This window comes from Roseivirga seohaensis subsp. aquiponti (assembly GCF_001267955.1).
GTDB lineage: Bacteria > Bacteroidota > Bacteroidia > Cytophagales > Cyclobacteriaceae > Roseivirga > Roseivirga seohaensis.
This window is the reverse complement of record NZ_JSVA01000007.1, coordinates 240,734-259,785: the sequence shown is the minus strand read 5'-3', so window position 1 is coordinate 259,785 and position 19,052 is coordinate 240,734. Positions and strand designations below refer to the sequence as shown.

General features: G+C 38.2%; 18 protein-coding genes and 4 tRNA genes. 12 read left to right on the top strand and 10 right to left on the bottom strand.

Annotation, left to right across the window (positions count from 1 at the left end):
* Genes ccoG through OB69_RS06855 form a run of 3 tightly spaced genes read left to right on the top strand, consistent with a single transcriptional unit; the run spans position 1 to position 2,554 of the window.
* Positions 1 to 1,413: a cytochrome c oxidase accessory protein CcoG gene (gene ccoG / locus OB69_RS06865; RefSeq protein ID WP_053222961.1), complete on the top strand. Its 1,413-nt coding sequence runs from the start codon at positions 1 to 3 to the stop codon at positions 1,411 to 1,413.
* Positions 1,413 to 1,853, top strand: a complete 441-nt coding sequence (locus OB69_RS06860) for a FixH family protein (RefSeq protein ID WP_053222960.1) — start codon at positions 1,413 to 1,415, stop codon at positions 1,851 to 1,853. Before ccoG ends, OB69_RS06860 begins: the two co-directional genes overlap by 1 nt.
* Positions 1,853 to 2,554: a sulfite exporter TauE/SafE family protein gene (locus OB69_RS06855; protein WP_053222959.1), complete on the top strand. Its 702-nt coding sequence runs from the start codon at positions 1,853 to 1,855 to the stop codon at positions 2,552 to 2,554. The genes OB69_RS06860 and OB69_RS06855 overlap by 1 nt, the downstream gene beginning before the upstream one ends.
* A 420-nt stretch (positions 2,555 to 2,974) precedes the next feature.
* Here OB69_RS06855 and OB69_RS06850 read toward each other — a convergent pair whose 3' ends face one another.
* The 7 genes from OB69_RS06850 to OB69_RS06820 all read right to left on the bottom strand — a co-directional run bounded on the left by OB69_RS06850 (position 2,975) and on the right by OB69_RS06820 (position 13,229).
* Positions 2,975 to 3,574: a hypothetical protein gene (locus OB69_RS06850; RefSeq protein ID WP_053222958.1), complete on the bottom strand. Its 600-nt coding sequence runs from the start codon at positions 3,572 to 3,574 to the stop codon at positions 2,975 to 2,977.
* 495 nt (positions 3,575 to 4,069) lie between these two features.
* Positions 4,070 to 6,691 carry an FtsX-like permease family protein gene (locus OB69_RS06845; RefSeq protein WP_053222957.1) on the bottom strand — a complete coding sequence of 874 codons (2,622 nt, stop codon included), beginning with the start codon at positions 6,689 to 6,691 and terminating at the stop codon, positions 4,070 to 4,072.
* Between the two features lie 12 nt (positions 6,692 to 6,703).
* Entirely contained in the window at positions 6,704 to 7,030 is a 327-nt protein-coding gene (locus OB69_RS06840; RefSeq protein ID WP_053222956.1) for a PadR family transcriptional regulator, read from the bottom strand.
* Positions 7,031 to 7,182: 152 nt separating this feature from the next.
* The gene (locus tag OB69_RS06835; protein ID WP_053222955.1) at positions 7,183 to 9,792 is read right to left on the bottom strand and encodes a permease prefix domain 2-containing transporter; all 2,610 of its coding nucleotides are present in this window, start codon (positions 9,790 to 9,792) and stop codon (positions 7,183 to 7,185) included.
* A gap of 3 nt (positions 9,793 to 9,795) precedes the next feature.
* Positions 9,796 to 10,134, bottom strand: coding sequence for a PadR family transcriptional regulator (locus OB69_RS06830; protein ID WP_053222954.1), 339 nt, complete (start codon positions 10,132 to 10,134; stop codon positions 9,796 to 9,798).
* 138 nt (positions 10,135 to 10,272) lie between these two features.
* Positions 10,273 to 12,900 (bottom strand): ABC transporter permease, encoded by a 2,628-nt coding sequence (locus OB69_RS06825; protein WP_053222953.1) that lies wholly within the window; start codon positions 12,898 to 12,900, stop codon positions 10,273 to 10,275.
* Positions 12,897 to 13,229, bottom strand: coding sequence for a PadR family transcriptional regulator (locus tag OB69_RS06820; RefSeq protein WP_053222952.1), 333 nt, complete (start codon positions 13,227 to 13,229; stop codon positions 12,897 to 12,899). Before OB69_RS06820 ends, OB69_RS06825 begins: the two co-directional genes overlap by 4 nt.
* A gap of 275 nt (positions 13,230 to 13,504) precedes the next feature.
* Here OB69_RS06820 and OB69_RS06815 point away from each other — a divergent pair, with 275 nt between their 5' ends.
* The gene (locus OB69_RS06815) at positions 13,505 to 13,753 is read left to right on the top strand and encodes a DUF6364 family protein (RefSeq protein ID WP_053222951.1); all 249 of its coding nucleotides are present in this window, start codon (positions 13,505 to 13,507) and stop codon (positions 13,751 to 13,753) included.
* Positions 13,753 to 14,181 carry a PIN domain-containing protein gene (locus OB69_RS06810; RefSeq protein ID WP_053222950.1) on the top strand — a complete coding sequence of 143 codons (429 nt, stop codon included), beginning with the start codon at positions 13,753 to 13,755 and terminating at the stop codon, positions 14,179 to 14,181. Before OB69_RS06815 ends, OB69_RS06810 begins: the two co-directional genes overlap by 1 nt.
* A 56-nt stretch (positions 14,182 to 14,237) precedes the next feature.
* Here the strand turns inward: OB69_RS06810 and frr are convergent, their stop codons facing one another.
* From frr to OB69_RS06795, 3 genes are read right to left on the bottom strand one after another with little or no spacing between them, the layout of a single operon-like run.
* Complete coding sequence (gene frr / locus OB69_RS06805; RefSeq protein ID WP_053222949.1) at positions 14,238 to 14,798, bottom strand: ribosome recycling factor; 561 nt, start codon at positions 14,796 to 14,798, stop codon at positions 14,238 to 14,240.
* A gap of 9 nt (positions 14,799 to 14,807) precedes the next feature.
* A complete protein-coding gene (gene pyrH, locus OB69_RS06800) occupies positions 14,808 to 15,515 on the bottom strand; it encodes a UMP kinase (RefSeq protein WP_053222948.1) in 708 nt (235 codons plus the stop codon).
* Positions 15,516 to 15,528: 13 nt separating this feature from the next.
* On the bottom strand, positions 15,529 to 16,026 hold the full coding sequence (locus tag OB69_RS06795) for an acetyl-CoA carboxylase biotin carboxyl carrier protein subunit (RefSeq protein WP_053222947.1): 498 nt from the start codon (positions 16,024 to 16,026) through the stop codon (positions 15,529 to 15,531).
* 324 nt (positions 16,027 to 16,350) lie between these two features.
* On the opposite strand from OB69_RS06795, the gene OB69_RS06790 reads away from it, so the two are divergent.
* The 7 genes from OB69_RS06790 to nusG all read left to right on the top strand — a co-directional run bounded on the left by OB69_RS06790 (position 16,351) and on the right by nusG (position 19,050).
* A tRNA-Tyr gene (locus tag OB69_RS06790) sits at positions 16,351 to 16,433 on the top strand.
* A gap of 78 nt (positions 16,434 to 16,511) precedes the next feature.
* Positions 16,512 to 16,584, top strand: a tRNA-Gly gene (locus OB69_RS06785).
* 74 nt (positions 16,585 to 16,658) lie between these two features.
* Positions 16,659 to 16,730: transfer RNA gene (locus OB69_RS06780), tRNA-Thr, on the top strand.
* 76 nt (positions 16,731 to 16,806) lie between these two features.
* The gene (gene tuf / locus OB69_RS06775) at positions 16,807 to 17,994 is read left to right on the top strand and encodes an elongation factor Tu (protein WP_053222946.1); all 1,188 of its coding nucleotides are present in this window, start codon (positions 16,807 to 16,809) and stop codon (positions 17,992 to 17,994) included.
* A 198-nt stretch (positions 17,995 to 18,192) separates the two neighbouring features.
* Positions 18,193 to 18,265: transfer RNA gene (locus OB69_RS06770), tRNA-Trp, on the top strand.
* A 21-nt stretch (positions 18,266 to 18,286) separates the two neighbouring features.
* Positions 18,287 to 18,481 carry a preprotein translocase subunit SecE gene (gene secE / locus OB69_RS06765; protein ID WP_053222981.1) on the top strand — a complete coding sequence of 65 codons (195 nt, stop codon included), beginning with the start codon at positions 18,287 to 18,289 and terminating at the stop codon, positions 18,479 to 18,481.
* 8 nt (positions 18,482 to 18,489) lie between these two features.
* Positions 18,490 to 19,050 carry a transcription termination/antitermination protein NusG gene (gene nusG, locus OB69_RS06760; protein ID WP_053222945.1) on the top strand — a complete coding sequence of 187 codons (561 nt, stop codon included), beginning with the start codon at positions 18,490 to 18,492 and terminating at the stop codon, positions 19,048 to 19,050.
* The last annotated feature ends 2 nt before the right edge of the window (positions 19,051 to 19,052 follow it).

Genomic DNA, 19,052 nt, shown 5'->3' with positions numbered 1-19,052 from the left:
ATGAAAGAGCTGTACGAATATGACGAAGAATACCGCGACAGTATAGCCACGGTAGATGAGCACGGAAAAAGAGTTTGGGTATACCCCAAAAAACCTAAAGGCAAATTTTTTAATGCCCGAAAGGTTGTATCTGTAATCTTACTTACCATTCTTTTTGCTGGTCCGTTTATTAAAATCAACGGGCAGCCCTTTTTAATGATGAATATTTTCGAACGCAAGTTCGTAATCTTGGGGACGGTTTTCTGGCCCCAAGATTTCTTTATTTTCGCTTTAGGGCTAATCACATTCTTCGTATTTATCATTCTTTTCACCGTGGTGTTCGGTAGGGTATGGTGTGGCTGGGCTTGTCCTCAAACCCTCTTTATGGAAATGGTTTTCCGTAGAATTGAGTACTTGATCGAAGGCGATGCCAACCAGCAGCGTAAACTGGCCAAAATGCCTTGGAATGGAGAGAAAATTAGGAAGCGAGTATTAAAGCATGGCATTTTCGCCTTCATTGCTGTATTGATAGGCCATACGGCCATGGCCTACTTAATAGGTATTGATAAAGTGAAGGAAATTGTAAGTCAGCCGCCTACTGAGAATTTAGCGGGCTTCATTGGTTTAATAGCTTTCAGTGCTGTTTTCTATGGCGTTTTTGCATACTTAAGAGAACAAGCTTGCATTGCTATTTGTCCTTATGGTAGACTTCAAGGAGTGCTTTTGGTGCGTGATTCAATGGCAGTAATGTACGACTGGATCAGAGGTGAACCGAGAGGTAAAATGAAGAAATCGGAGGTTCAAGCCGACAAAGGTGATTGTATTGATTGTAAGCTTTGTGTCCATGTTTGTCCTACCGGAATCGACATCAGAAACGGAACTCAACTAGAGTGCGTAAACTGTACTGCTTGTATTGATGCTTGTGATGATGTAATGACGAAAATTAATAAGCCAACTGGTTTAATTCGAGTTACGTCACATAGCGCAATTGCAGATGGTAAGAAAAAACTTTTTACTCCTAGGGTAGCTGGGTACACGGGCGTTTTGGTGGTACTTATTACTCTATTAACGGTTTTCGTTTCCAGTCGATCAGATATTCAGGCTACAATTTTAAGAGTGCCGGGTATGCTCTATCAGAAAGTAGAGAATGACCAAATTCAAAATATTTACAATATTCAATTGATAAATAAAACGGTTGACGATATGAACGTGAGCCTTCGATTGATCGATCACGAAAGTGGAGTGATTGAAGTGGTAGGAGGCAACGAAATTCAACTTTCAAATTCTGGAAAGGCAGATGCCGTGTTTACAGTGCGATTACCTGAATCAGAAATGGAGGGCAATAAGAATAGCATCACAGTGGGGATTTTCAATGGTGATGAATTGATTGATAAGGTAAAGACGAACTTCTTAGGACCAATAAAATTTAAATAATGAACTGGGGAACAAAAATCGTAATCAGTTTTGTGTGCTTTGTTGGGTTGCTGGTAACTATGGTTTACGTAAGTGTAAGCACCGATTTCTATTTGGTGGCCGATAACTACTATGAACAAGAGTTGGATTACGAAAGTCAGATTCAGCGCATGAAAAACGTAAATAGCTTGGCTGAAAAACCAAATTTTAAATTGGTTAGAAATGAAGGGAAAGCTGAGTTAAGATTTCCGATCTCGGTGATGAAGGCCATGGAAGAAGGTAAAATTTCTTTTTTCCGTTCGGCAAATGCTAGTCTTGACAAAGAGTTTGATTTGGTTTTTGATGAAACTGGTTTACAAACTTTCGATATGAAAAACCTTGCTTCTGGCGCATGGAAGGTTAAAATCGAATGGAAATCGAAAGGGACGGAATATTATCAAGAGCTTAATATTGTAATCTGATGTTGCTTTTAGGAACAGCGCTGGCATTTGGCTTTTTTGGTAGCCTGCACTGCTTAGGCATGTGTGCACCAATCGCTTGGGCAGTTCCTCAGAACGAAAAAAAGAAAAAGGTTTGGGTAGCTAACCGTTTAGCCTACAATAGCGGTCGTATGATTACCTATAGTTTTTTAGGTGCGATTGCAGGCCTTTTTGGCGAAATACTTTCGATGACCGGGGTGCAACAAGGCTTATCTGTTTTGGCTGGCGCAACAATCATCATTGGAGCCTTACTCTTAAACGGAAAACTATCAGGCAATATTAAAATCAAACCCCTTCAGAAGCTTTTCTTAAGCATTAAGGTGCGAATAGGCGGTTTACTCAAAACCAATAATTTCAAGTCGAACCTTAGTTTGGGTTTATTGAATGGCCTTTTACCCTGTGGTTTGGTTTATATGGCTTTAGTGGCTGCCATTTCAATGGGTACTTTTTACGGAGGAGCAGCCTATATGGCGCTGTTCGGTTTGGGTACTTTTCCTATGATGCTCGGTGCGGCTTATTTGGGCTTTTCTTTCAAAAGTAATTTCACTTCCGCATGGCTCAAGTTTGTGCCGAAGCTACTGGTGTTGGTGGGTCTAATTCTCATTCTTCGCGGACTGAACTTAGGCATTCCTTACGTAAGCCCAAAGCTCAATAGCGATATGCCGGGGATGATTTGTGATTAAAATCAATTCATATACTTTCTGATAATATTGAGTAAACTGTCTTAGGTACGTTTCGGCCAATATGCTGCTTCATTACTTCAATCATTTATCGAGACAACAAGTAGTATATACACTTTGTGGTGTAAGTACCAATCAAAACTCAATGGGCGAACTGAAAACTATGAAAATAATAGTTTTGACACTGCCATAATGATGAGAGTATAGATATGTCAATATAATTTATCTGAGATAACTGAAATGTCAAAGTGAGCATAAAAGAGAGGGCTATCTTCAGTTACAACTGTAGATAGCCATTTACTCCATAGTTCAATGGTTATTTATTCTTTTTCAATAAAAATTTAGATAACCAAACAATCCCTATGGCGACTACAGCTATAAGAATAACCTGCCATACAATAATTGAAATTCCCATAATTAATCTTATTGATTGTTAGATGAGCAACGTAATGATATATTATAACATACTTTCTCTCTATATACTGTACCTACACTTTCGAAAAATACATTATAATTAATAAAACCACAAACAGATCCTGAATTACATCCGAATTGAGTCCCGCCTTGAGTATAGCTAATGGCAAATGTAAAACCTGAAAAACCTCCTGTTATACCAGAAATACAGCCATCAGAGACTGAAACATCAAAATCTAATGAAGTGAGACCATTGTCAAAGGCGGTGCCAGTATAGACACCATCCGCACAATCAGACATTACCATCTTTGTACTGCCATCTAACCTCCCTAAAGAAAGTGTAGTATTGTCATTTACTTGATTCCTTATTTTAGAAATCAAATTTTCATACTCTTCTTTTGAATTAACTATAATTCCATTGGATTGATTTATGTTTTTGTTAATTGTTATATCAGCATCTAATTCTTTAGCGATTTGGTTTATTGTTGCGATTTTGGCCTGATTTTGATCAGTTGGACTTAAAGACTGGTCTTCGGTACAACCAAAAAAAAATAGAAATAAAAAGAATCCCAACGTGATTCTTAAGACTGCGTGTGTTTTAGGTTTCATGTTGTTTTATGTTTAAAAATTATGAATTCATTACTCAAGTCTGAAAAATTTGGATTGATGTGTTCATAGGCTGAACTTAGTAAGCTTTAACTATAAAGATTTTATGAAAGGCTTCTTTATAGCGCTTCAAGAATAATCCAGAAACTAAGGTGATTCTATTTCTTGTACTATTCAATTAGAATGAAAAGCCACAAACTATTCTCGTTTGATTATCGATCTATTGAGAATAAAATAGAAGAACCCTTTTTGAGTTAGCCAAGTCTAGTTCAAAACCTTATTCTATATGTTTCGATGTAGTAATCAATTACTTTTTAAAAGTAAAGAATAATTGTAGTAATAAAAAGAATAAAATAAAAATGATCAAAATTAATAACAAAGGACATGGCTGATAATTGTCAAAGTAAGTTCTTTTCATTATTTCCCATTACCGATTAGGTGAAGACTAAAAGCTTTGAAAGAGTAATTCTGTGGCCAGAAAATAGGTATTCAAATTCCCTACTCACTTCTGAGCGATTCTGAAGGATTGGCCTGTGCAACACGCCAAGTTTGTATAATCACAATGAGCACAACTAAGCTTCCCAATAGCAGAACACCTTGCGCCAAGACAAGCCCTTCATACTGTGGTTTTATAAGGGAAGAGAGCCAGAATGTTTCCTGTAAAAAAAGGTAGGCTAGAGGAGCTCCAATTAATGCCGCAATGACTAATGAGGTCAACGTTCCTTTCAATAAGAGTAGAATAATGCTTTTAACTCTAGCGCCAAGCACTTTTCTAATGCCAATCTCTTTGGTACGGGTTTCGGCATTATAAAGCGCAATTCCCAATTGACCCAAGAGCGAAATAGAAATAATGATGACAGAAAGGAATTTAAACGCCTTGACCACTTGGTTGATATTGTTATAACTTTCTTCAATAGAGTCATTTAGGAAGATAGGAGTAAAGGCTTGTTCAGCGTCCACTTCTTTGGTGGCTTTTTCAAGTTGATTTAAAGTTGATGCTATATTTTGATTTTCTATTTTAATGGCAAGCGACCTTTTATATAAGTCTATTTTCTCGTGAGTAACCATGATTGCTGCCATTTCAGGGGCATCAAGTCGTTCGAAGACATTGTCCTCTATAATCCCAATTATTTGGTATCGGCTAATGTTTTTAAAAAAGGAAAGGGTTTGACCAAACGCACTGTCTAATGGAATATTAAGGTCAGCTAATAGCTTTCTATTTACCCAAACTTCAGTAAGTGTTGAATCGGACGATACTCTTTTAAAATTATTACCAGCAAATAATCTAGGCTCAAAAACTTTGTCGAAATCGGAGTCTACTACGGAAAAATTGACCATCAGACTGTCAGTGCCATTAGAGCGTCTCACCATGGTCATACCCATCGTACCTACACCAGGAAGGGAAGAAACAGCAGAAACACCCACTACTCCAGAAACGCGCTCATATCGAGATTTTAATAGTTGTCTGTTTTTAGGAGCGACTTCTACGCTTACCACTCCCTCTTTGCTGAAATTCCAGTTGTTTTGAACTATGGAATAGTAGATGTCCGAGCCTGCAGTAACTACCATAATACAGAACATAGAGACAGTGAGCTGAAATACCACCAAGCCTTTTCGAATGTTCATGAGTGACATGGTTTTACTTTTGATATTCGATCGAAAAGCATTCAAAGGAGAAATGCGGGCAAAGTAGAGTGCGGGGAAAAGCCCAGCCACTAAGCCGATCAAAACGGAAAAACCTAGGAATACTAAGAGAAGGCCAAGACTTGTATTGGGGTTGAATAATAAATTACCAGTATCCATTAGGGCAACAAATTCAGGGACGAAAAAGCGGTAGAGTAAAAACCCTACCAGGGTTGCTGCTACTGAGAAAACAATGGTTTCCACTAAAATTTGACCAATAATTTGAGATTTTGTGCTCCCAGCTACTTTTCTAATGCCAATTTCTTTGGTACGTTGAATGGCTCTGGCGATAGATAGATTGGTGTAATTAAAACTCGCCAATAAAAGAAGAATAGTAATCAGTATGACAAGGACATAAAGTATATCCTTAGGTAAGCTAGACCCGATAGGGTTATACACTTCATCACTAAACATGATATCTCCGATTTTCTGGCTGCGATAATCAAAAGTGGATTCTGTACCTTTTTTTATAGTATTTACTTCTTCCGAGACTTGTTTCAGCTTATTGTTTAGCTGTTCTTGGCTTACGCCTTCAATGGTTCGAAAGTAGGTGTAGCCTTGATAAAAGTGATTCCACTTTTCTAAGTAGTTAGAGCTTTCTGTATTCACCAAATTTGGATTTTCTGAACTACTTGATATTATGTCGAAATTCAAATGTGAAAGACCTTTTGGACTTTCAATTATGGCATTAACGATCAGTCCTGAACCAAGAATTTTACCAATAGGGTTTTCATTTGGAAAGAAGCGTTCTGCTATGTCATCTGTAATTATACAACTCGATTTATTTTGTAATGCAGCATGTGGGTCACCATCGATTGCTTTGAATTGAAATACTTCAAAAAAATGGTCATCTACCATTAAGTTTACAAGGCTTACTGAATTGCCATTTATAACTTCTTTGAATTGGCTGGACGAGCTGAATTGTGTCAATACTTCAATTTCTGGTAGATCTGCTCGAAGTTTTTCTCCCAATACAGAAGGGGTAGAAGCTAGAATATAGGGAGTATTGTTAGTCTTCTCAACTTTTGTTAATACTCTATACAGTCTTTCAGTATGCGGGTGTTGTTTGTCAACAGACAGGCCAGTGTAGATAATATTCAGCGCAAACATACTTACCGTGATGGCGGCAGCTAGCCCGAAAATGTTGATGGCACTGAACACCTTATTACGCCACAAGTTGCGGAAGGCCAGCTTTAAATGGATTTGGAATAATGAAGCTCTGAACATGGTGACGATAATTTTAGGTTTTCTAATCACAGAAGGGCGAAGCATTTTAAGTACTTCTTTACGATAGATGGCTTTGGCCTTTTTCTCTCCCAATTCTTTTAGGTTGAAGTGGAATTCTTCTTCCAAATCGCCTTGAAGCTCTGGATAAAGAGTAGGCTTGCAGAAGGCTTTAAAGAGCCGGGAGTATAGTTTTGGAGGAATGATGCGCATGTTTTAAAGAGCTTATTGTAAATGAAAAGCTGGCACCTGACTCCATAATTGGTCGCGGACTTCTTTGGATTCCTGCAAAGCGGCCAAGCCCTTATTGGTTACTTCATAATAGCGCTTTGGTCTGCCGCCTCTGTCTTCGTTGCCCTGGCCTTGTCTCGAGGTCAAAAACCCTTTTTCTTCTAAGCGAGATAAAGCAGTGTGTAAAGCACCTCTGCTAATATTTCTCTTTCCCTGTTCATTGATTTCGCGCTTGATGCTTACTCCGTAGGCATCATCTTTTAAAACCAAAATGGTGAGTAAAGCTATTTCTTCAAATTCACCCAGATTTGTCCCTTTCATAGCATGTTCTAAAATGTAGACCAATGTATGAAATAAAATTCAAGTTCTAAAATGAAGACATGGAATTTGATTTGAAGATGGGTTGATTTGAGAATTTGGTGATTTGAAAATCCATCTTCAAATCACCAAATCAGCTTATTTTTAAATTGTAATTACTCGCTTCTGAGCGATTCAGATGGGTTGGCTTTTGCGGTTTTCCAAGTTTGGATTGTAACAATTCCGATAACAATCCCCCACAAACATAAAAGGCTGGCTATTAGCGTTAATGCTGAAATTTCTAACTGTATCGCAAAACTCGGAACAATCATTTCTCTAAAAACAAGATAGATTAAAGGGATAGCAATGAGCCCCGAAATGATTAATGACTTTAGGGTTCCTATAGAAAATAACCTTGCGATAGAATAAAAAGTAGCGCCCAGTACTTTCCGAATTCCTATTTCTTTCACTCTGCTTTCAGCATTGTAAAGCGCCATTCCAAACTGACCAAGTACCGCAATCACAATTACAGCGATTCCGGCTAAAGTAAGTAAGTTCATAAAGTTGAAAAAAGGAGCGTACACCTCTTCAATGGCATCATCTACATACATTGGTTCAAAGTCTTTGCCTTGCGCTACTGCATTCCATCCAGCTTCAATTTTACCCAAAGCTTCGTTCATATTTTTTGTGGCAATGTTGATGGTGATTAGATTGGTTAAGGCAGTGTCGCGCTGATTTCGAATGATCAAAGGCATCTGTGAGCTAGTTAATCCATCATTAATATAATTATCTAAAACCCCAACTACCTCAAGGCTTTCTTCTATATCGTATTGCATGAGGTGGATTATGCTGCCTATGGCGCTATCCAACGGAAGCTGAAATGCCTTGAGTATTCTATCGTCAACAATAATCTCGTTTTTTCCTTCAAGGCTAAACCCAAAACCAGCTGCTAATTGAGGTTTGTACACACTGTTGAATTTGAAATCAGCAACCCCATAAGCAGTGGCAATGGTGTCAGAATAATTTTCATTTGTAATGAACCGCCTAGCCAAACCTCCTGTTCCTGGCGTCATCGATGAGGTAGAGTAATTTGTGATTTCAGGAATTTTATCAAACTCAGCGGTAAGTAGGTCAATATCTACCTCTTTGATTGGAATGGTAATGAGGCCTTCGGAAATAAAACCGAGGTCGGCATTCATGATTTGTGTTTTTTGATTGGCAATGAGCGCAATGAAAAGAACAAAGAAAGTGGAAACGCCCAGTTGTAAACCCACTAATGTTTTTCTCATCGTTGACATCGAAAGAGCACCATTTTTCACTTGGTTCCTCATTGCGCTTAAGGGTGAAACTTGAGCGAAATGCAGTGCAGGTAAGATTCCTGCGACTAAGCCTACGACTAAACTAAAGGCAATGAACCAACCAATGATTTCAGCATTTAGACTTGATGTGTAGAGTGCTGAAAACTCTTGAATGTAGGCCCCAAAGCGTACGGAAAGGTATTGATAGGACAGACGCGCAATGACGAGTGCGAAAAGTGAAAATATCGTAGTCTCTAATAGAAACTGTGAGATAATATGAGCCTTTGAGCTACCAGTGATTTTTCGAATTCCTATTTCTTTCGATCGCTGAATTGCTCTTGCAATTGAGAGGTTCGTATAGTTGAAGGACGCGAGAGATATAAGTACTATGATGGGTACCACCAGTAATATCAATGTAATTTTTGGATACACATTTTGAAAATCCAAAATGAGCTCTGCCCCAAACATAATATTACTTAAGGCCTGGGCTTCCATGGCGTATTGTTTTCCATCATCCAGACTTGAGTTCATTTCTGAATTCAAAGAGGCCAGCTGAGCATTGAAGTCTTTTATAGAACTGTTTTGAGCAAGTTTGAAATAAGTAAAGCGACCATGTTCATAACTATCCCATCGGTTGAGTCTGGTATTGATCTCATCAGTGCTCATGCTACTTTCCATAACCTCTATGTTATGTAGAAAATCGAATTTTAAGTGAGACTTTTCATCGGGAGACTCAATTACTGCTCGAACAATATGCCCTCCGCTGTTTTGCTTTCCTATTGGACTTTCATCACCGAAAATGCGCTTTGCAGCTTTGTCGGTAATTATGATGGAGGAGAAATCATCGAAGATGTCATTTGGGTCTCCCTCCACTGTTTTGAAATCAAATACGGATAAGAAGTTTTTATCAACAGAATAGCCATGCGTGCTGATCTTTTCACCCTTGACATTAAACGAGTAGCCCAAACCGAATAGAAATGTAGTAGAGGTTTCCACTTGAGGAATGCTTGCCATCTTCCATTTTAAGGCAAATGGAGAAGAAGCAAAATGCATGGAACTGGTTGGACTTTCTACTTTGGTGGTAATTCTATAAATGCGGTCGGCATTCTTATGGTGAGAATCATACTGAAAACCAGTGTAAATCATATTTACACAAAACAGGCAAATGGTCAAAGCGGCACCTAAACCGAGAATATTGACCAAACTGAAGACTTTGTTGCGCTGAATATTCCTGAGCGTGAGTACAAAGTGTAGCTTGAATAAGGAAGTGTTGATCTTTGAGTTGAAGCCTTTTGGCTTTTTAATCACCGAAGGACGAAGCATTTTAAGCACTTCCTTGCGGTAAATAGTCTTAGCTTTTTTTAAACCCTTGGTTTCTATATTGATATAGAAGACTTCTTCCAAGTCGCCTTGCAGTTCTTCATAAAAACTCTCGTTACAGAAAAATTTGAGAACTCGCGTCCAAAATCGAGGTGTTTTTTGGTTCATGGCTTATCCTTGAATTTTCTGTAAAGCAATTTTGGGTACACTGCTCCAAAGGTCATCTCGAACGGCCTTGGCTTCTTCTAGAGCATTTTTACCAAGGTTTGTAACCTGATAGTATCGTTTTCTTCTGCCGCCACGCTCGGCAGTAGCGCCACCATATTCCGATTTAATAAATCCTTTTTCTTCGAGCCTAGTGAAGGCGGTGTGTAAAGCTCCACGACTTACTCCTCTGCCCGTTCTTTTCTCAATTTCTTCCTGTACACTTACACCGTAGGCATTTTCTTCTAATACAAGGATGGTCAAGAGTACAACTTCCTGAAATTCTCCGAGGTAAGTTCCTTTCATGATTTTCTATTTAATACTTAAATGAAGACCAAATCTAAGTATTAAATTCTTAAATGGAGAGGAAATGAGTAAAAAATGATTTGGTGATTTGAAAATCCATCTTCAAATCACCAAATCAGCTTATTTTTAAATTAGAAATTATTCGCTGCGCAGAGTTTGGGCAGGGTTAGCTTTTGCGGCTCTTCTTACTTGCGAACCTATGGTTAATATGCCTATACCGAATATTATGATTACCCCAGTGAAGAGTTCCGGCACTCCAATTGTAGCGCGGTTCTCAATGCCGTTTAGAATTTGTTGTTCAAATAATAAGTAGGTGAGGGGTATGGCCAAAGCTGCTGAGATTACCAGTAACCACATAAAACCTCGTGTTAATAAGCTAACGAGGCTTCCTTCTGTGGCTCCCAAAACTTTACGAATACTGATTTCTTTCATGCGGGTTTCGGCTGTGTAAACGGCCATACCTAACAAACCTAATGCGGCAATGGAAACGGTGAGTACGGCCAGAAAACCCACAATTGTACCCATTATAACATATTGTGAATAAGCCGATTCAATATTCTCATCGTAGAATTGGGCTTGAAGTTCATGAACAGGGTCTACCTCATTCCATGCATTTTCAATTTTAGCCATTGTAGCTGGTAAATCCGATGAGTTGAGTTTTAGGTTTAAATAGTAAAACGAATTGCTTCTATTTCTAAACCCGAAGCTTTTAATGCCTTGGTCAAGCTTATCATAATGGAAGTCACGCACCACACCTATAATTGTTAAGTTATTTTCGTCAATTTCAACCTGTTTACCGATAGCTTCATTTGGAGTGCCAAGATTAAAACGTTTTAGGGTTTCTTCGTTTAAAATAATCTCAGACTCCTCACCTTCAAATGACTTGTTGGTAAAGTTGGCTCCAGCAATAATTTCGTGATCCATCAGGTCAATGTAGTTTTCGTCAATGGTATTGTAGAAAAGTTCGGTAGAGTCATTATTGTATTTCATGTCTACTAAATAGGTGCTTCCTACACTTGGTATCATGGCAGATTTCGAAATCATTTGAACCTCTGGAATTGAAGCAAATGCTGTTTCAATTTTTTGCCAATCGTTATTTTGAAGTTCAACATTGAGTACATTTTCTGTTTTAAAACCTAAATCAAAGCTTAAGGCATATTTAAATTGAGTATAAGCAATACTGGCGGAAATGATAAAGGCCATTGACAAAGTGAACTGAATTACGATTAAAACTTTCCTCATATTCACTTTTGAAAAAAGCTTAGTTGATCCGGCATTTTTTAATGCTTGTACGGTCTTTAACTTTGATAAAAACATGGCTGGAACAAAGCCTGCTAACAGGCCGACTGCAAGCGCAAATATGAAAAAGTATAAAAAGAGAATTGGGGTAATTTCAAGTTGGAGGCTGCGCTCAATACTTGGATCCAAGCCAAGAAAATGAGGTTTTATAAACATGAAAATTAAGTAGGCAAATACCAATGCTATTACTGATATGATAGTGGCTTCAGTAATGAACTGGTTAAATACTTGTCGCTTTGTGGCACCAACAACTTTGCGTACTCCAACTTCTTTAGCTCTTTTTAATGACCGCGCAATAGAAAGATTAGTGTAATTAAAGCCAGCAGAAAGTAGTACCACTAACGTAAAGCCTGCCAATACCCAAATAACCGCCCCACCTATTGAAACCCCTATATTGTTGGATAAATCAGGGCCAGCCATCATACCGTATAAGGGCTGAAGCTCCGATGTAATTGTTAAATGCTCATACTTCTCACTTTCCTTTTCTCCTAAGGCAAGGAGTTTCTGATTTACATCATTAACATCCGTGTTTGGAGCTAACTTTACATACACATAGTTCATCCACATATTATTCCAAGCGTTATACCAGTTTTCGCCACGTTCACCTTGTCGATTTTGGTTTGTATAGGTAATGTATGAGCCTAGTGCTTGGAAGGTAAAATGCGAATTAAAGGGAGGTTTTTTAATAATACCCGTTACCGTATAAAGGTCTTCTTTACCAAGAATGAATGTTTGGTTCATAGGATCTGTTTCGCCAAATAATTTTTTTGCCGTCTCATCTGTCAGTACAATTGAGTTTGGTTCCGAAAGCATGGTTTCGGGGTTTCCTTGCAGTATTTCGAAAGAGAATACATCGTTAAAACCTTCGGTTGCCCATAGGCCGCTTATGGGTATAATTTTATCATCGAGTTTAGCATCTCCCCCAAAACCTCTTGTCATCAAAACCTGTGACTCTACCCCTGGAATAGACTCCTTGATTCTGTCTGCCATAATAATTGAGGTTGTGGCGAATGGTGTGGGGTCTTCTTGTTGTTCTTGGTAGATGTTGTTTACCCTATAAACTCTATCTCCATCTTTATGAAATTTATCGAAGCTGAAAACTTCGGAAATAAAAGTAATCATGAGGAGGCCAATGGACATGCTAACCGCCAGACCAATGACGTTTATGGCTGAAAAAAGCTTGTTTCTAGCGATGCTTCGCACGGAAGTTTTGAAATAATTTTTGAACATGATAAATGATGTTATGTTGTTGACTATTTTGAATTTCTTGATGGTGTAGGGGCGGAAAAACTTGATTACATCTAAGCAGTAAATTTGTCTTGCTTTCCTCTTTCCTTTGCTAATCGTGTTGCGTTCAAAGTGCTCATACAAATCACCCTGTAGGTCTTCAAGTATTTCAGAACGGCAATACCATTCCAAAAACCTATCGGCCCAGCGTGGAGGTTGATGTGCACTTTTTTTGCTCATATCATTTTTAAATTGAATTCAGGGATTAAGCTCCAGAGCTCATCACGCTGCGATTTGACCTTTTGCAGTGTGGCTTTTCCAGCATGAGTTACTTCAAAGAATCGCTTTCTTCTTCCGCCTCTAGCTTTAGTGGCTTCTCCTAATTGGGAGGTTACAAATCCTTTTTCTTCCAGACGATTAAGAACAGAATGTACAACACCTAATTTGACCTGTCTTTCGGTTATTCTTTCAATCTCATCGCAAATGGCAACGCTATAGGCTTCTGACATAAGACTTGCTATGGTTAGTAAAACCACTTCTTCAAACTCCCCTAGGTTAGTTCCTTTCATAGACTTTTTATTTATTCCTTAAATGTATAAAAAATGAATACAACTTAAATTCTTTTTTTATACAAATGATGAATATATAGCTTCACACTTCATGACGCTACATAAATAGCCTCTTTGCATTGAGTTTTAAAATGAATGGTAGTCAGGTGTAAAATTCATGTAGCCAACTGATGAATCAGCGAGTTAAGCTTTTTGTTGATGGAGTAATCAAACCACGAACTAAAATTTGTTTTATACGTAAAGAAAAAATAAGTTTGTCGTATAAATAGATTGTTATGGATGCCAAGGTGACTTTAAGTTTTGATCAAGAGGTGATTAAGTCGGCAAAAGCTTTTGCTGAGAAGAACAATATTAGTCTGTCTAGACTTACTGAATTTTTATATCGTCAGCTCATTTCTAAAGATTATCAATCCATAGAAAGCTTACCAATTTCCGATTGGGTTAATGCAGTAGCTGAGGGGCAAGCCGAATACTATACTAAGCCAAGAAAAATATCTAAGTCTGACTATTACGAGCGCAAGTAATGGTAAAGGCATTTGTTGACGCGAATGTATTGGTTTCTGCACTCAATAAGGAATATCCACTATTTACTTATTCTGCTCGTGTTCTTTCATTAGCTGAGCGAAATGGATTTGAGCTTTTTACTTCTTCCCTTTGTTTGGCCATTGGATTTTATTTTGCTTCTAAAAAATGTGGGGAAGTTGAAGCTAAGCGTAAAATTCAATTGTTATGCAGTCACCTATCAATTGCGCAAATTGATGAAAATGCAGTGAGGAATGCCTTAAACAATGCTAAGATTAACGATATAGAAGATGGTTTTCAGTATTATGCTGCCGTGGAGGCCGGGTGTAATTGTTTGATTACTGAAAATTTATCGGACTATCACTTTGCTGAAATTCCAGTTTATTCCTCTGAAGTGTTTTTGAAAACCCATGTATTTAACTCTAAATAATAAAAAAAGGCAGCCTTTCGGTTGCCTTTCAGTGTGTTTCTAATTTTTCAGGACTATTAAATGGTCATGATTTCTTGCTCTTTATGAGCCAGTAAATCGTCAAGTTTCTTATTGTATGTATTCGTAAGGTCTTGAACTTTGTCTTCAGCAGTTTTTACCAAGTCCTCAGCCAAACCATCTTTTTGAAGTTTTTTAAGCTCATCATTGGTTTCCTTTCTGGCGCTTCGAATACTGATTTTGCCATCTTCAGTAACGGCTTTAGATTGTTTTACTAAATCGCGTCTTCTTTCTTCTGTAAGCTGCGGAATATTAATAATGATCTGTTCACCGTCATTCTGAGGGTTTAAACCCAAGTCACTATTCATTATTGCCTTTTCAATAGCCGTGGTCATAGATTTCTCCCAAGGCTTTACAAAAAGTGTTCTTGCATCAGGGCTAGTTACCGAAGCTACTTGATTAAGGGGGGTAAGCGATCCGTAATAATCAACCTTAATCACATCAAGCATGCTTGGCATCGCCTTGCCTGCCCTAATCTTTGCTAGTTCTTGTTTTGTGTGGGAGATGGCTTTCTCCATCATCTCCTTGGCGGTATCCAAGTATAATTCCAGTTCTTCCATGATTGTAAATTAGCTTATCAATGTTCCGATATTTTCTTTTCCTTCCATTATGCCTAAGAGGTTGCCACTAGCGTTCATATCAAAAACAATAATCGGCACATTATTTTCTTGACAAAGCGTGAAGGCGGTCATGTCCATAATGTTGTATCCTTCTCTAATGGCTTGTTCAAAAGATAGGTTAGGTATTTTAGTTGCAGAAGAATCTTTTTCTGGGTCTGCGGTATAAACGCCATCTACACGAGTTCCTTTTAAAACAACATCCGCCTCAATTTCAATAGCTCTTAAACTTGCTGTAGAGTCAGTTGTAAAATAAGGGTTTCCTATTCCGGCACCAAAAATAACAATTCTTCCTTTTTCTAAATGCCGAACAGCTCTTCTTCTAATGAAAGGTTCGCAAACCGCTTCCATTTTTATCCCAGACATCAATCTTGTATACAAACCATGATTCTCAAGAGTGCTTTGAATTGCCATCGCATTAATGACGGTGGCCAGCATTCCCATGTAATCACCCTGAACTCTGTCGATGCCTGAAGCTTCAGCCTGAACCCCTCTATATATATTGCCTCCTCCTATAACAATCGCTACTTCAACACCACTTTCGTGCACTTTTTTAATTTCTTCAGCGTATTGATTTATTCGAACTGGGTCAATTCCATATTGTTGATTACCCATTAAGGCTTCTCCACTAAGCTTTAGAAGAATTCTTTTATACTTCATCCGTGTGATTATGTTAAAATTTTATCAGAATTTGATTTTTTTCTACGCTGTCACCTTTACTAACATCAATTGACGCAATAGTTCCAGCGCCCGGAGATTTCAAAACGTTTTCCATTTTCATGGCTTCCAAAATCATGAGTTGATCCCCTTTTTTTACCTCTTGCCCAGTCTCAACTAAAATATCATGTATTAGTCCAGGCATAGGAGCTTTAACATCCTTTATAGTTGAATTACTTAAATTGGTAATTCCCATTTTTTGAAGAAGCTGATCCATTTTATCTTTAACAGATACATTATAAATCTGATTGTTGATTTTTATTTCAACTACCTTGCTTTCTCTTTCATAGCCAATAACCTCGGCATTTAATTTTTTTCCGTCTTTTGTGATCTGAAATTTGTCCTTTGAAGTTTTTGAGATGTTCCAATCAAAATCAGAACCATTTAGAAGTATATTACTGTCTTTGAATTCGACTTCTGCTTCGATGTTTTTCTTAAGACTTACTTTGTACATCAGGCTAAATTAAGAGTAGGGCTCAATTCTGGATACTATAAAATTTAAGCTCCGTTGAGTTTTTTGTTTTAAACCCTGCAAATATAGAGAAGTATTTTGATTAGGAATAAGCAATAGTGGCGTACTTGAAAATCATTGTCAATAAAATAAATGATAACCATAAGTGCCAAAATGGGCTGTTTAAGCGTTGTTTTCAATCTTGAACAAAAACTCTTGATCTTTTTTTGGGATATGTTTGAATAATATAAAAAAGGGTCTAATTTTGCATTCCCTTTCGCTAAAAGCATGGTTGAAACAAGCATTTAGTCGGCAGGAAAACTAGTTGGGGGGATACCAAAGCGGCCAACTGGGACGGACTGTAAATCCGTTGACTTATGTCTTCGAAGGTTCGAATCCTTCTCCCCCCACAATTAATGAGAATTATCAATTTAGAACTCCAAACGGCAAGTTTGTTATTTGGAGTTTGATTGTTGATTCTTTTAAAAGCGGGTGTAGCTCAGTTGGTAGAGCGACAGCCTTCCAAGCTGTAGGTCGCCGGTTCGAACCTGGTCACCCGCTCAAAACTTTGAGTTATAAAGTGCGAAGTTTAATGTTTGTCGAACTGAAAAACTTCGAACGTTAAACTTAGTAAAGCCGATGTAGCTCAGGGGTAGAGTACTTCCTTGGTAAGGAAGGGGTCACGAGTTCAAATCTCGTCATTGGCTCAAGACGCTGAAAAAAAATCAGGTGTCTAAGATTAAATTAAATAATTGAATTTAAATATTAACTAATTTTCAAGTTATGGCTAAAGCAAACTTTGACCGTTCTAAGCCGCACGTTAATATTGGTACTATCGGTCACGTTGACCACGGTAAGACCACATTAACTGCTGCTATTACTAAAGTTTTGGCAGAACAAGGTCTTGCCGAAAACAGAGATTTCTCTTCTATTGATAATGCTCCTGAAGAGAAAGAAAGAGGTATTACTATTAACACTTCTCATGTTGAGTATCAAACTGCTAATCGTCACTATGCACACGTTGACTGTCCAGGTCACGCGGATTATGTGAAGAACATGGTAACTGGTGCTGCTCAAATGGACGGTGCAATTCTTGTTGTAGCTGCGACTGATGGTCCAATGCCACAGACAAGAGAGCACATTCTTTTGGCTCGTCAGGTAGGTGTACCTTCTCTAGTGGTGTTCATGAACAAAGTTGACTTAGTTGACGATGAAGAACTTCTTGAGCTAGTAGAAATGGAAATTAGAGAACTTCTTTCTTTCTATGATTATCCAGGTGATGACATTCCGGTAATCCAAGGTTCTGCTTTGGGTGGTTTGAATGGTGAGCCTGCTTGGGTAGAAAAAATCAATGAGCTTATGGCTGCTGTGGATGATTATATTCCACTTCCAGAGCGTGCTGTTGATAAAGAATTCTTAATGCCTGTTGAAGATGTGTTCTCGATCACTGGTCGTGGTACTGTTGCTACTGGTAGAATTGAAAGAGGTGTTACTAATACTGGAGATCCTGTTGATATCATCGGTATGGGTGCTGAAGGCCTAAAGTCTACAATTACTGGAGTAGAGATGTTCCGTAAGATTTTGGACAGAGGTGAAGCTGGAGATAACGTAGGTCTTCTTTTGAGAGGTATTGAAAAATCTCAAATCAAAAGAGGAATGATTATCTGTAAGCCAGGTTCTGTTAAGCCTCACTCTCACTTCAAAGCTGAAGTATACGTGCTTTCGAAAGAAGAAGGTGGACGTCACACTCCATTCTTTAACAAGTACCGTCCTCAGTTCTATTTAAGAACTACTGACGTAACTGGTGAAATTATGCTTCCTGCTGATATCGAAATGGTAATGCCAGGTGATAACGTAACTATTGAAGTGAACTTGATCAACGCTGTAGCGCTTGAGAAAGGTTTGAGATTTGCGATCAGAGAAGGTGGTAGAACAGTAGGTGCCGGTCAGGTAACTGAAATTCTTGACTAAAAACTTTCTAAGCTTATTAGATATTTCAAACGCGTTTTCGATTTTTCGGAAACGCGTTTGTTTCATATAGTATTTTTATCTACATTTGCAGCCCGTTTTGGGGCTGGATAGTGAAGTTTGAAATGTTGATTCTCTTTTTAAAAACAGATTTTAGTTCTTAAACGAGAGATTAATAAAGAAAGGACTTAATGAGTATACACGGGTGTAGCTCAGCTGGTAGAGCAGTGGTCTCCAAAACCAAAGGTCGTGAGTTCGATTCTTACCACCCGTGCAAATAAGTAAAGTAAAGCCGATGAGTAAACTGAAAACATTTATCGCTGAATCTTATCTCGAAATGAGACATAAGGTGAGCTGGCCTAAATATTCTGAGCTTCAAAGTAGCTCTGTGTTGGTGTTAGTGGCATCTTTAATCTTTGCTCTCTTTATTGGGATCATTGATTTAGGATTTAATAACATCATGGATTGGTTTTACACAATAGGAAGATAATTGATAGAATGGCAGAGCTGAAGTGGTATATGGTTCGGGCCGTGTCTGGTCAAGAAAGGAAATCGAAAGAGTATTTGGAGAATGAAGTGGAACGGGAGCAATTCCAAGACCATATTCCTCAAGTATTAATTCCTTCGGAAAAGGTGTATGAAATGCGTAACGGTAAAAAACGTTCACGCGATAAAAACATGTTTCCGGGCTATATCATGGTTCAGGCAGATCTTACTAATGGTGAGGTCATTCACATGATTAAAAATATTCCTGGTATCATAGGGTTCTTAGGTCAAAAGGGGGGGGATGCTTCCAACACTCCTCCTGTTCCGTTACGACAGATTGAAGTCGACCGTATTTTAGGTAAGGTTGAGGAAATCGATGAATTTGACGAACACATTGATACACCATATATAGTTGGAGAGTCCATTAAAGTAATGGATGGGCCTTTCAGTGGGTTTACAGGTACAATTGAGGAGGTTTTTGAGGAGAGAAGAAAACTTAATGTTATGGTTAAGATTTTCGGCCGAAATACCCCTGTTGAATTAAGTTACATGCAAGTCGAAAAACAAGATTAAAG